Origin of the sequence: Micromonospora sp. AMSO1212t, from assembly GCF_008868145.1 — a bacterium.
Taxonomy (GTDB): Bacteria; Actinomycetota; Actinomycetes; order Mycobacteriales; family Micromonosporaceae; genus Micromonospora; species Micromonospora tulbaghiae.
The window spans coordinates 1-12850 of the sequence record NZ_WBKS01000051.1 but is presented as its reverse complement, the minus strand read 5'-3'; the positions used below and the strand labels follow the sequence as shown (position 1 = coordinate 12850).

12 protein-coding genes are annotated in these 12850 nt (G+C 71.0%); 3 read left to right on the top strand and 9 right to left on the bottom strand.

What is annotated here, in order from left to right; translation table 11 throughout:
- Positions 1-38: 38 nt before the first annotated feature.
- From F8279_RS15380 to F8279_RS15370, 3 genes are all read right to left on the bottom strand, one after another.
- A complete protein-coding gene (locus tag F8279_RS15380) occupies positions 39-773 on the bottom strand; it encodes a YqjF family protein (protein WP_151500310.1) in 735 nt (244 codons plus the stop codon).
- Positions 774-804: 31 nt separating this feature from the next.
- Entirely contained in the window at positions 805-1170 is a 366-nt protein-coding gene (locus F8279_RS15375; protein WP_151500309.1) for a VOC family protein, read from the bottom strand.
- Between the two features lie 180 nt (positions 1171-1350).
- Complete coding sequence (locus F8279_RS15370) at positions 1351-2301, bottom strand: hypothetical protein (protein WP_151500308.1); 951 nt, start codon at positions 2299-2301, stop codon at positions 1351-1353.
- A 112-nt stretch (positions 2302-2413) separates the two neighbouring features.
- On the opposite strand from F8279_RS15370, the gene F8279_RS15365 reads away from it, so the two are divergent.
- Positions 2414-4573 carry an MMPL family transporter gene (locus F8279_RS15365; RefSeq protein WP_151500307.1) on the top strand — a complete coding sequence of 720 codons (2160 nt, stop codon included), beginning with the start codon at positions 2414-2416 and terminating at the stop codon, positions 4571-4573.
- Positions 4574-4595: 22 nt separating this feature from the next.
- Here the strand turns inward: F8279_RS15365 and F8279_RS15360 are convergent, their stop codons facing one another.
- Both F8279_RS15360 and F8279_RS15355 read right to left on the bottom strand, forming a co-directional pair.
- Positions 4596-5258 (bottom strand): response regulator transcription factor, encoded by a 663-nt coding sequence (locus F8279_RS15360; protein WP_120571467.1) that lies wholly within the window; start codon positions 5256-5258, stop codon positions 4596-4598.
- Positions 5255-6442: a sensor histidine kinase gene (locus F8279_RS15355; RefSeq protein WP_151500306.1), complete on the bottom strand. Its 1188-nt coding sequence runs from the start codon at positions 6440-6442 to the stop codon at positions 5255-5257. The genes F8279_RS15360 and F8279_RS15355 overlap by 4 nt, the downstream gene beginning before the upstream one ends.
- 170 nt (positions 6443-6612) lie before the next feature.
- Between F8279_RS15355 and F8279_RS15350 the strand changes: the two genes are divergently transcribed.
- Both F8279_RS15350 and F8279_RS15345 read left to right on the top strand, forming a co-directional pair.
- Complete coding sequence (locus tag F8279_RS15350; protein WP_151500305.1) at positions 6613-7185, top strand: DUF1772 domain-containing protein; 573 nt, start codon at positions 6613-6615, stop codon at positions 7183-7185.
- Entirely contained in the window at positions 7182-7655 is a 474-nt protein-coding gene (locus F8279_RS15345) for a hypothetical protein (protein WP_151500304.1), read from the top strand. Before F8279_RS15350 ends, F8279_RS15345 begins: the two co-directional genes overlap by 4 nt.
- A 25-nt stretch (positions 7656-7680) precedes the next feature.
- On the opposite strand, the gene F8279_RS15340 is transcribed toward F8279_RS15345, so the two are convergent.
- The 4 genes from F8279_RS15340 to F8279_RS15325 all read right to left on the bottom strand — a co-directional run bounded on the left by F8279_RS15340 (position 7681) and on the right by F8279_RS15325 (position 12694).
- Positions 7681-10755, bottom strand: coding sequence for a DUF3427 domain-containing protein (locus tag F8279_RS15340; protein ID WP_151500303.1), 3075 nt, complete (start codon positions 10753-10755; stop codon positions 7681-7683).
- A gap of 132 nt (positions 10756-10887) precedes the next feature.
- Positions 10888-11436 (bottom strand): GNAT family N-acetyltransferase, encoded by a 549-nt coding sequence (locus F8279_RS15335; protein ID WP_151500302.1) that lies wholly within the window; start codon positions 11434-11436, stop codon positions 10888-10890.
- 26 nt (positions 11437-11462) lie between these two features.
- Positions 11463-12266: an inositol monophosphatase family protein gene (locus tag F8279_RS15330; protein ID WP_225853292.1), complete on the bottom strand. Its 804-nt coding sequence runs from the start codon at positions 12264-12266 to the stop codon at positions 11463-11465.
- Positions 12263-12694: a DUF5919 domain-containing protein gene (locus tag F8279_RS15325; RefSeq protein ID WP_225853291.1), complete on the bottom strand. Its 432-nt coding sequence runs from the start codon at positions 12692-12694 to the stop codon at positions 12263-12265. The genes F8279_RS15330 and F8279_RS15325 overlap by 4 nt, the downstream gene beginning before the upstream one ends.
- Positions 12695-12850 lie beyond the last annotated feature (156 nt).

Below are 12850 nucleotides of genomic sequence, written 5' to 3'. Positions count from 1 at the left end.
GCCGACTCGCCCTGCCGGTCCGCCTCGCCGGCGGGCAGTCACCCGACCGACGTGGGGCCGCCGAAGACGACCGGGACGCCGGGGGAGTAGAGCACGCTCACCGGCGGCCCGTCCGGCGCCGGCAGGCCACCGGCGGTGACCAGTTCGTCGTCCAGGTGCAGCAGCTCGGCGCGGTGCAGCGGCCACTGTGGATGCCAGTTCGGCACGTGAAGAGTGCGGCCGTACGCGCGGGTGTGCAGGCCCCAGCGGGCGGTGAGGAAGTGTTCCAGCGGCGTCGGCTCGGGGATCGGCGCGCCGACGCGGACCGTCATCCGGTTGGTCGCGCCCGCCGGACCGGGCCAGCGGCGGCGGCACCGGTAGGTGAGCGTGTCACCGGATCGGTCCAGCCGCATCGCCGACCACTTGTACGGCAGGCGCAGGCTCAGTTGCGCCACCAGCACGGGCACCAGCCGGGATGCGTCGAGCGAGCGGAACACGACAGCACGGCGCCCCGAGCCGTCGACCGAGTAGAGCCGGACGTTCGTCTCCCAGAACGTGCCGAAGTAGGGCACGCCCGGACCACGCCCGAGCCCCAGCCCGACCATCTGGAACCCGATCAGCCCGACGTAGGTGAGCCCGTCGAACGTGTCCGGCCGGGTGCCGGCGGGCAGCAGCGGCGCCACCCGCTCCGGCGGGACCGCCCAGTGCAGAAAGGCGAGGTCGTGCCAGCGCTGGGCCAGCCAGGCCCGGCGGATGGCGCGTACCGGGGCGTGCTCGACCGGCTCGATCTCCACCGGCCCATCCTGCCTCCCGGACGCAACCGACTCACTCCGGGCGGTGGCAGACCGCCTCGACGTTGTTGCCGTCCGGGTCGCGGATGAACGCGCCGTAGTAGCCGGCGTGGTATTCCGGCCACTCCTTCGGCGCGTGCAGCACCTCAGCGCCGGCCGCGACAGCCGCGTCGTGGAACGCCCGGACCGTGGTGCGGTCGGCGGCGGTGAACGCGATGTGCACCGGCACCGGCGTCGCACCGGCCGGGGCGGGCTCCACCCAGAAGTCGGGCGCGTCGACGCCGTAGCCGATCGGGCCGGGCTCCATCAGCCGCCGCCCGCCCAGCGGGGCGAGGACGGCGTCGTAGAAGGCGCCGCTCGCCGCCAGGTCACGCACCGCTACGGAGAAGTGGTCGAGCACGTCGCCTCCTGTGATCGTCGTTGACCGCGCCAGGCTACGAGCCCTCTACGACACTTCCGATGCCCGGTTCGCGTCGCGCCCGCCCGGGCTCGGTGGTCCAGCCTCGTTGAAGACGTATGCCGTTGAGAGCGGTATGCCTGAGAGTCATACTTATGACTCTCAGGCATATCGCTTTTTCCTCTATGTATTTCCTGCGGCGGTAAGGACCGCCGGGCGGGACGCGCGCCGTCGCCGGGCGGCGTCCGCGACGATCAGCAGGCCGGGCACCGCGCCGAGCAGCCAGATCACGCCCACCGGCCAGTGGATCACCTCGCCCACCGCGCCCCGGATCTCCGGCACGTCACCCACCACGTAGGACGCCTCCGGGTCGGTCGCGCGGCAGTCGAGCGTCCACGAACCCGGCGTCGGCACCCGCACGGTCGCCACCCAGGAGTAGGCGGCGGCGTCGCTGCCGTAGTTGCCCGGCGGGACGGAGACCGGCTCGGCCGCCCGGACCGTCGAGCCGTCGCCGGTGAGGCGGCAGTCGGGGTCCGCCGGGGAGAAACCCAGCGCGAAGATCCCGTACGCCCCGGCGGCCGGTGCCGTGAACCGGCTCGCCGACGTCACGTAAGGGCCCACGCCGCCGTACTCGTGCGGGGGGTGCCCGATCGTGCTGTCCTCGGCACCGAGCCGTACCGCGGACTGCGCCAGCAGCGCGCCGAACACGACGGCGAGCCCGCCGACCAGATAGCCGCGCCGCGACGCCGGGCGGTCCCGGCGGGGCAGGCGCCCGCCCACGGCGTACCCGATCAGCGCTCCGGCCACCGCGAGCGCCGCACCGCCGAGCAGAGCCCGCCCCCAGCGGGCCTCGCCGGTCAGCGGCACGACCCACCGGAAGAACGCCAGCGACGCCGCGAGAAGCACGGTCGTGACCAGCGTGGACACGCCCACGGCCGCCGTGGGGCGCCGAGGTTGCCGGGCCGCCAGCACGGCGGCGAGCACCGGCGACGCGAGCACGGGCCACCACAGCGCGGTGGAGACCGGCTGCTCCTCCTCCCACCTGTGCGTCCACTCGTAGACGACGAGCGGGGCCGGCACTGTCGCCGCCAACCAGGCCGTCAGCACTCCGGGATCGGGCAGCCTCGCGCTCATCCGTCGATCCTCGGCCACCCGGATCGTCGACGAAAGCCCGCGAGCCGTCCGAAAGGGATTGGTCACGCAGCGTAGGATCGCGTGCGACACAGTCGAACACACGGGGGAAACGATGTTCGAGCGCCTGGGCAGATTCGTCGTGGGCAAGGCCTGGTGGGTGATCGGCGGCTGGGTCGTCGCCGCAATCGCGATCATCGCCGCCAGTCCTTCACTGAGCGACATCACCTCCGCGGACCAGGAGAGCTTCCTGCCGCGCTCCTACGAGTCGGTGCAGGCCACCGAGCTGGCCGCGAAGTCGTTCCCGCAGGCGGCCACCGCAACCGCCACGGTCGTGGTCAAGCGCAGCGACGGCAAGCCGCTGACCCCGGCCGACGAGGCGCGCGTGGGGCAGCTCGCCGCCGCGCTCAAGGCCCGGAACATCCCGCAGACCTCCGGCTACCTCACCGGCCCGCAGGTCGTCGCGCCGGACAAGTCGGTGCAGGTGGTCACCGTCGGTCTCGACGCCGACAGCCCCGACGACCCGGGCCTGCTCGACGCCGTACGCGATCTGCGTGCCGCCCTCGGGCCGGACCTGGCCGGCAGCGGCCTGACCGCCGGGGTGGCGGGCGACGTGGCGAGCTTCGTCGACAACGAGGACACGTTCAACGACGCGTTCGCTGTCGTCGGTGTCGCCACCATCGTCCTCATCATCGGGCTGATCCTGATCATCTTCCGCAGCCCGATCGCCGCGTTGCTGCCGGTGGTGGTCATCAGCGTGGTCATGTCCGTCACCACCGGGCTGGTCGCCGCCGCCGGCAAGGCGTTCGACCTCAACGTCAGCCAGGATCTGCAGACCATCCTGCTGATCGTGCTGTTCGGCATCGGCACCGACTACATCCTGTTCCTGCTGTTCCGCTACCGGGAGCGGCTGCGCGCCGGCGACGACAAGCGCACCGCGATGATCGTCTCGGTGCAGCGGGTCGGCGAGGTCATCACGTCCGCGGCCGGTGCGGTCATCGTGGCGTTCCTGGTGCTGCTGCTCGCCTCGCTCGGCTTCTTCGGCTCGCTCGGCCCGGCGCTCGCCATCGCCGTCGGCGTCATGCTTGTCACCTCGCTGACGCTGATCCCGGCGATCGTGTCGCTGCTCGGCCGGTGGGTGTTCTGGCCGTCGAAGGCGTGGCAGCGTCAGCCCAAGGCCACCCTGTCCCGGCGGCTCGGCGCCGTCGTGGGCCGCCGTCCGGCCGTCGTGGCCGCCGCCTCGGGCGCGCTGCTCGTGGCGCTCGCCGCCGGGGTGCTCGGCTACAAGGCCGACTACGACTTCAGCGCCGGCTTCCCGCAGGACACCGAGTCGGCGCGGGCCGCCCAGGACCTCCAGCGCGGGTTCGCCGCCGGGGCGCTCGCGCCCACCGAGGTCTACCTGACCACCGGCAACGGCACCCCGCTCACCGAGCAGCAGGTGAACGACTTCGCCGCCGCGGCGGCACGCGCTCCGGGCGTCGGGCAGGCGCAGCCGCCGGAGCGCAGCACCACCGACCCGAGCGTCGTCCGGATCAACCTGCTGCTGGACGAGAACCCGATGTCCAACGAGGCGATCACGCTCGTGCGCGACGACCTGCGGGACGCGGTGCACGAGGCGGCTCCGCCCGGCACCAAGGCGCTCGTGGGTGGCGCCACGGCGATCTTCGCGGACATCAACTCGGCGAACAACAGGGACCTGTCGGTGATCCTGCCGGTCGCCGCCCTCCTGATCGCGATCATCCTGGCGCTGCTGCTGCGCAGCCTCGTCGCGCCGGTGTACCTGGTGATCGCGGTGCTGCTCAACTTCGCCGCCACGCTCGGCGCCACCGTCTACGTGTTCCAGGGGCTCCAGGGCAACCCCGGCGTGACGTTCCAGCTGCCGATCATCCTCTATTTGTTCGTGGTGGCGATCGGCACCGACTACAACATCCTGATGATCGCCCGACTACGGGAGGAGGCGCGCGAGGGCCACGAACCGCACCAGGCCGCCGCGATCGGGGTGGAACACGCCGGTCCCACAGTCGCCGCGGCCGGGCTGATCCTGGCCGGCACGTTCGGGGTGCTGATGCTCGCGCCGATCTCGTTCCTCCAGCAGATGGGCTTCGCGGTGGCGATCGGGATCGTGCTGTCCGCGTTCGTCATGTCGATGTTCTTCGTACCGGCGCTGACCGGGCTGATCGGCCACAAGGCATGGTGGCCGGGGCACGGCGACGAACGACGTAACGGCGGCGGCCGGCACGCGGCACCCGAGCCGGCGGACGCGGCGTCGGCCTGACTGTGACCCGCCCCGGCGCGGCTCAGCCCTCGCCGGGGCGGACCAGCCCGCTCTCGTACGCGATCACGACGAGCTGCGCCCGGTCGCGAGCGTTCAGCTTCTGGAGCAGCCGGCTCACGTAGGTGCGGGCGGTGTCCGGGCTCAGGAACAACGCCTGCCCGATCTCCGTGTTCGATCGTCCGGCGCCCACCTGGGCGAGCACGTCCCGTTCCCGTGCGGTCAGTCCGGCCAGCCGCGCCGGATCGGCCACCGGTGAGCGGGCTGCCGCGGCCAGCACCCGGCGGGTGACGGCGGGGGAGAGCAGCGCGTCGCCACCGGCCACCGTCCGGACCGCGTCCCGCAGCGCGTCGGGCGGGGTGTCCTTGAGCAGGAAACCGGCGGCCCCGGCGCGGATCGCCTCGAACAGGTACTCGTCGTCGTCGAACGTGGTCAGCATGACGACCTGCACGCCGTCCAGCGTCGGGTCGGTCAGGATCCGCCGGGTCGCCTCCAGCCCGTCCCCGCCGGGCATCCGCACGTCCATCAGCACGATGTCGGGCCGCTGCTCCCGTACCACGGAGAGGCCGCTGCCGCCGTCGCCCGCCTCGCCCACCACCTCGATGTCCGGCGCCCGGTCGAGCAGCGCGCGCAGGCCGGTGCGGACCAGGTGCTGGTCGTCGACGAGGACGACGCGGATCGGGCTCACGCGGCGACTCCCGTCAGCGGCAGGTGAACCGACACCCGGAAGCCGCCGCTCGTGCCGGTGCTGCCGGTTGCTCTGCCGCCGGTTGCCTTGGTGCCGCCGGTTTCGACGGTGCCGCCGAGCAGGGCGACCCGCTCGGCCATGCCGCGCAGGCCCTGGCCCGTCCCGTCCCTGCGCCCTGCGGGCGGGCCGCCGCGACCGTCGTCCACCACCTCTAGCGCGAGCCGGCCGGGCGTGGCGCGGACCGTCACGGTGACCCGGGTGGCCTCGGCGTGGCGCAGGACGTTCGTCAGCGCCTCCTGCACGACCCGGTAGGCGGTGCTGCCCACCACCACGGGCAGCGTGTCCACCGGACCCTCGACCCGCAGGTCGACAGCCAGCCCGCTCCGGCGTACGCCGTCCACGAGCGCCGGGAGCTGATCGAAGCCCGGGGCCGGTTCCCGTGGCCCGGGTTCGCGGCGCAGCGTGCCGAGCGTCGCCCGCAACTCCGTCATCGCGCTGCCGCTCACCGACCGGATCGCGGCCAGTGCGCCCTCCGCCTGCACCGGATCGCTGTCCGCGAGCGCCTCCCGGGCGACTGCCGACTGCAACGTGATCACCGACATGGTGTGCCCGAGCGTGTCGTGCACCTCCCGGGCGATGCGCAGCCGTTCCGCCTCGACCTGACGGGCCGCCTCCCGGTGCCGCTCCTCGTCGGCCGCGACCGCCTGCCGGACCAGCGCCGCCCGCAGCGACCTGCGGTTGCGTACCGCGTCACCGAGGGCGATGACGGCGAGCAGCAACGCCGCCTCGGAGCCGAGTTCCGCACCGACGACCACCGCGATGTCGTCGCCCTCGGCCAGCCGTGCGGCCACCGACACGGCCAGCAGGCTCCCGGCGACCACGGCGGCCGGGACGACACGTCCGCGCTCGGACACCCGGTAGAGGACGGCGGCGGCCGGGGCGGCCACCCCGACGGGCGGCAGGTCCAGCGCGTAGTACCCGAGGATCACGACCGCCGTTCCGACCAGCGCCGGCAGCGGCCACCGCCTGGCACACAGCACCAGACCGCCGAGCACCGCGCCGACCACGACCGCGAGAGCCGCGCCGCCGGGCGCGGGCCGGTCGGCCGCCACGGCCACCGCGACCAGGCCGAGCGTGGCCGCCGCGAGCAGCGCGTCGGCGCGGGTGGGCGAGGTGTCGGGCACGCCTTCGAGCCTAGGTGCGCGCGGGCCCTCACCGCTGTCGTCCGCAGGCGTCAGGGACGACCCCGAGGCGTACGCCGAGAAGCGACATCCGGTCGCGCGGCCACGCGGACGACGGCCGAGGGCGGCCGGCCTAGCGTCGATGGCATCCCCGAAACGTGAGGAGAACCCTCGTGGTACGCACAAGACTGACCTGGCTCGCCCTTATTGTCATGGTATGGGCGTCGATGATGTCGTTCGGCGGGGTTGCCGCTGAGACCGTCATGCTCTACCCGAACATCTTCAACGACGCGCCCGCCTCGCTCGACCGGGCCCGTGAGTTCCTCGTCCACGGCGGCCCGCACGACTACTTCCCGCCGCTCGGCGCGTCGGTGATCCTGAGCAGCGTCGCCGCCACGCTGCTGACCTGGCGCGACCGGCGGCTGCGCTGGTGGGTCGCCGGCGCCACGGCCGTGTTCGTCGTCTGCGAGTTCCTGTTCTCCGCTGTCTTCTTCTGGCCGCGCAACGAGATCATGTTCGTCGACCCGCCCGGTACGCACTCCGCCGAGTACCTGCGCCAGGTCGCCGCGGAGTTCGTCGCCGGTCACTGGGTGCGCTTCGCCGGAGGTGCGGTGACGGCCGTGCTGGCGTTCGTCGCGCTGCTGAAGTTCGTGCGCTCGACCGCGCCGGCCGTCGCGTCGGCCCCGGTGTCGGCTCCGGCACCGGCTTCGGCCACTGCTTCGACCGCCTCGGAGGTGACGGGATGAGCGCGGGTCGCCGTACCCTCGGGTTCCCCTGGCCGGCGTTGGTCGCGCTGGCCGCGCTGGCCGCCCCGCGCGTGGTCCTGCACGACCTGGGTGTGGTGCCGGATGGCACTGTCGTGGCCGCGCTGCTGGCGACTGGGCCGCCGCTGTGCTGGGTGGCCGCCGTGCTGTGGCGACGCCCGGCGCGGCCGTTCCTGACGATGGTGGTGATCGGGGCGCTGTACGGGGTGTTCCTGGCGGTCGGTCACCAGGTGTTGTGGGACTCGTCGCTGGGGATGGACGCGCCAGGGCTGGCCGGGCTGGAGCCGGGGGCGCGGGAGGCGTTGTTGCGGGGTGCGACGGTGATGTCGAGCCTGGTCACCGGCACGATGGTCGGAGTGATCGCGGGTGCGGTCGCGGTGCTGTTGTCCCGAGTGCTGCCAGCGCCGGCCCGACGTCGCGAGCAGGCCGACGCTTCTCGCCCGCTCGCCTGACCGGCCGAGCGGGCGAGATCCCAGGTCAGGCAGCGATCGCCCGGGCGGCGGCGTACATGTCGGCGGGCAGCGGATGCCGCAGTTCCCAGAGGATCCGCATGGGCCGGTCGCCGCTGTGCTCCCGGTACGTCATCGGACCCGCGTACAGGTAAGGCGGTGCGCCCAGGTCGCGATCGGCGATCTTGGTCTCGCGGACGAACAGGTGCACCGTCGAGCCCTGTGCGACGTGGTTGACGTACCGCTGGCCGGTGGCCGAGCCCGATGACGTGGTGCTCTGCGACTCCCACTGGAACAACCGATCGGTGATAGCGCGGTCGGCGTACATGGTGGTGGGCGAGTAGTGCTCCTCGGACTTCACGAGCGTGACGAAGAACAGATCCGCGCGCTCGTCGGGCAGCCACTTCACGCCCTCGCGCAGCGAGCCGGGGTTGGTCATGCCGAATGCTGCGCACGCCTCGTTGCGGCTGTAGCGGGCGTGTACCCGCAGCGGCACCCGGCCCGGGGCAGGTGGCTCGGTGACCCGATGGATGCGGTCACGGAGCACGTCGACTACCTGCGGCAGCTCGGCACAGCGCGCCGGTTCCGCCCACAGCCTCCTGAGCCGGGCGTCGCGTTCGGCCAGCGGCACCGACGACCCCCACAGGCTGAAGTGCAGCATGTCGAGCAGCCGCCCGGCGGTGGGGCGCTGTCCGGCGGCGACCTGAGCGATCAGATCCAACCTGTCGACATCATCGGTGTGGAGCATCCGGCCGATGGCCCGGCTCAGGTCACGGTCGTCCGGGCCGCCGTCGTCCGGGTCGAGACCGGCGAGGCGCCGCAGCCCGGCCCAGCCGCCGATGCTCGCCGATCGGTAGACGTCCTCGATTTCCAGGCCGGTCTCGCGCAGGAAGTCGGACAGACTGACGTCACCGAGCTGCCGCAGCTCGGCCACAAGCGCGTTCTTCGACGTCGGGAGCGCCGACTTGAGGTTGGCGAGGACGATCTCCTTCGCCACCCGGTCCAGCTCGATGTGGCAGCCGCTGGGTAGCGAGGGGAAGTCCTCCCGGACGGCCGCTTCGACCGCCCGCCGGCTGACCCCGGCGAGCGCCCGCCAGCGCATGTCGAACCGGAAGTTCGCGTGCTGACCGCCGATGAAGTCGAGCACCGTCAGGCACGGCTTGTCGTCGTCCAGCCGCAGACCGCGGCCGAGCTGTTGTAGGAAGATCGTCGCGCTCTCGGTAGGGCGCAGCATGAGGATGGTGTCGACCATCGGCAGGTCGACGCCCTCGTTGAACAGGTCGACAGTGAAGAGCACCTTCAGCTCGCGCTTGCGGAAGCGGTCGATCAGCACGTGCTGCTCTGGCCGGTTGACCTGCGATGTCACGGCCGCCGCCGGTACACCGTGCCGGGTGAACCAGTCGGCCATGAACTCCGCGTGCCCGATGCTGACGCAGAAGCCGAGCGCGCGCATCCGCCCGACGTCAGCGACCCGCCGGACCGCGTGCAGGATGAGCCGCGCCCGTGCGTGATTGCCGGTGTAGACGCCGTCGAGCTCGCCCTTGTCGTACCCCTGTCCGCGCTTCCACCGCACCCGCGTCAGGTCCACGTCGTCGTGCAGGCCGAAATACTGAAACGGCGCCAGCAACTGCCGTTCGAGGGCCTCCCACAGGTGCAACTCCACCGACGCGCGGCCGTCGAACCACCGGCGCACGTCACGGCCGTCGCTCCGCTCGGGCGTCGCGGTCAGACCCAGGAGTACGCGCGGCCGAAGCCGTTCCAGCAGCGCCGTGTAGGTGGCCGCCTCGGCGTGGTGGAACTCGTCGACGATCACCATGTCGAACGCCTCGGGGTCGATCTCCCGCTGGCGCAACGACTGGATCGACGCGAAGACGTGCTTCCACCCCTGCGGCCGATCGCCGCCCACAAGCGTCTCGCCAAACGTGCCGTCGCCCATGACCTGGCGGAACACCGACCGGCTCTGCCGCAGGATCTGCTCCTGATGTGCGACGAAGAGCAGCGAGTCGACGCGGCCGGCTCGCCGGAGCCGGCGATAGTCGAGCGCCGCCACCACCGTCTTGCCGGTGCCGGTCGCCATCACCACCAGGTTGCGCCAGCGGCCGTGCACCAGGCGTTCGGCGTCGAGGTCATCAAGAACTTCCTGCTGGTACGGGAACGGCCGCACGTCCAGGTTCGCGATCTCAGTCGGTGCGTCGTCGGCGCGTTCCCCGCGCAACGCGACACGTAGGCGCTCGCCATCGGCTGCCGGGTCGTAGGTCTCGAACGCCGAGTCGTTCCAGTAGTCGGCGAACGTCGCCTCGAACGTGTCGATGACGTGCGGCTGCTCCAGGTTCGAGATGCGCACGTTCCACTCCACGCCGTCGACGAGCGCGGCCTTGGAGAGGTTCGACGAACCGACGTACGCGGTGGTGGTGCCGTTGTTCCGCCGGAACAGCCATGCCTTGGCGTGCAGGCGGGTGGTCCGCGTCTCGTAGGACACCTTGATCTCGGCACCCAGCTCGGCGAGCCGATCGAGCGCCCGCTGATCGGTGGCGCCCATGTACGTCGTCGTGATGACCCGTACCCGACCGCCTCTGCCGACCAGCTCGGTGATCGCGGGCTCGATGATGCGCAGCCCGTGCCACTTGATGAAGGCGCAGAGCAGGTCCACCTCGTCCGCCGACGCCATCTCGTGGCTGACCTCGTGGCCGATGCGCGGCTGGTGCCGGCCGTTGACCAGGAGCGCGCCGGTGGAAAGCGGCGTCGAGGGGCGGATCGGGAAGACCGGTGCGGCCGGTGGGGTGGGCGGTGAGGCGATGGCGTGCAACAGACGTTGGGCGTCCGCTACCTGGTCATCGGCGGTGACGGCGCGGGGCTCCGCCTGAGCGATGTGCGCGGCGATGCGGTTCGCCAGGTCGACCTGCCGGGCCAACTTGTTCTCCCCGCCACCGACGCCGAGGAGCGCCCGCCGCGCGAGGCCCGCGATGTGCCGGGCCAGGACGTCATGCGCGTCGGCGGCATCCAGCTTCGCATCCCGGACGAGGGCGCTATCGACATGCCTGAGCTGCGTCGCCAGCTTCTCCGTGATCAGGTGTTCGTAGATGCCCTTCTCAAGATCCCCCACGATGGCAAGCTAGCCGCGATGAACGCCGGGCGGAAGCCGGTGCGATAGGCGTTAGGAGCCTTGTCCTGTGGCCTGTGGCCTGTGGCCTGTCAGATCATTGACACCTAGAGGTGAAGGTCGACGCGTTGTCCATCACCGGCTCGACGCAATGGCTTTGATGCGGACCTCGAACAGCGGTGCTCCCTCCCGTGTGGGCCGGAGCCATCCGGCCGGTTGCCAACCCCAGGAGTCATACGCCTGCTGGGCGGCAACGTTGTCGGGTCGTACGAGCAGCGTGGCCCTTTCCTCCCGCCGCGTGCTCAGGAGCCGATCGTGGAGCGCCCGCGCGATACCCCGGCGTTGCCACGATCGCCGCACCAGCAGTTCGCAGACCGCGTATGTCCGTTGCCCGTCTTCGTCCGTGAAGCCGTCCGGTACCGGCTCGTGGATGCCGTCCCACCAATGCGAATCGGATCCGAGCGGGAAGCCGTACACGTAGCCGACCAGATCGTCATCGACCCTGGCCGCCACCAGCTCCCAGCCTTCCCGGGGCATGTGCGCGGCGAGCTGCTGTTCGTACCGCGCGGCCGTGTAGCGCGGGCCGTCGTCGGCGTGTGCGTCGAGGTATACGTCCACAAGCTGCTCCACCAGACCGTCGGCCTCTACAGGCGTGTGGTGGCGAAGTCGAAGATTCTCCCGCACGAAGCGAGGATTCCATTAAGAACCCCTCAGGCGGCACCCACTTCCGCTGCTGCACTTCGATACAGGTCGAGTATTGCCGGCATGAGCAGCGGAGACGCGGCCAACGTTTCCTGAGATGTGCTGTCGTGGGCGTTGCCGTGCCGATCTACCACTGATGCCCCAGCTTCCCGCACGATGACAACGCCGGATGCCATGTCCCACAGGTGGTTCGAGAGGGTGATCGCGGCGTCCAGCCGCCCCTCAGCGAGCCATGCGAGGTCGAGTGCGGCGCTGCCCATCATGCGTACGCGTTGGGACCGTGCAGCGAGCTGGGCGGCCACGGCCAGTCTCATCGCGTTCTTGGCATCGGCGTCGGGCCCGACTGCGTAATCACCGACGGCGACGATCGCGTCTTTCAAGACGCTGACCCCGCTAACCGTTATCCGCTGCCCGTTAGCGTGTGCGCCGCAGCCTTCCACAGCGGTATAGAGCGAGCTCAGGAACGGCAGCTCGATCACGCCCAGCACTGGATTGTTCTGATGCACGAGTGCCAGCGAGACGGCGCACATCGGCAACCGGCGGAGGAAGTTCGCGGTGCCGTCGATAGGGTCGAGTACCCAACGGAGGTCGGCTCGGCCGGAGTCCCCTTCCTCCTCACCGAGGAAGCCGATATCGGGCGTCTCCGCTGCCAGGAAGGCGCGGACATCCCGCTCGATCGCGAAGTCGAGTTCGGAGGCGACGTCGCGGTCGCCCTTGAGGGTGAGTACGCCGGGAGATCCCTGCCGCATGGCCCGAGCAGCTCGCCTAACGGCCTCGGTCGCGACGGGGAGGAGGTCCTGGTAGGTGCTCACAGCGCCTTGCCACGCTGCCAATGCGACTCGAAGAACTGTTCGAACACCTGGTAGAGCCCGGATCGGTGCGCGTCGCGCCGAATGACGAAGGCGGGTGAGTCCACCCCTCGACTGTCGGTCAGGTAGGGCTGCGCCACGCACTGATCATCCACGAGCACGATGTTGAAGCGAAGAGTCTCGTCATAGGTGGCCAACTCCAGGCGAGTCCGGAGTTCGACAGGTAAACGCTCGCGGACTCGCAGCAATGTCTCCAGGTTGAGTTTGGTGAGCGCCGCGAGCTGCCCGGAGAGGAATCCCTCCTCCGCCTCACGCGTCTGGATCGCTGTCCCCGCCGGATCCAGGAACAGGCATCGGGCGTGGGTGCCGCCTGCCAGGAGCGCTTGCCAATGACGGTCCGCGTAGTCCTGGCAGAGCATGTTGAGAGACAACCCGATCGCTCGGACGCGACGCGCGCCGTCTAGGGCGTGTCCTGCCGATCATGTAGTGGTTGATCGTTGACGATGTGCCGGTGGTGCGTCGTGGTGAGTTGACCGATGAGGCGTGGGCGGTGATCGCGCCGTTGCTACCGGAACCTGGTGGGGCGC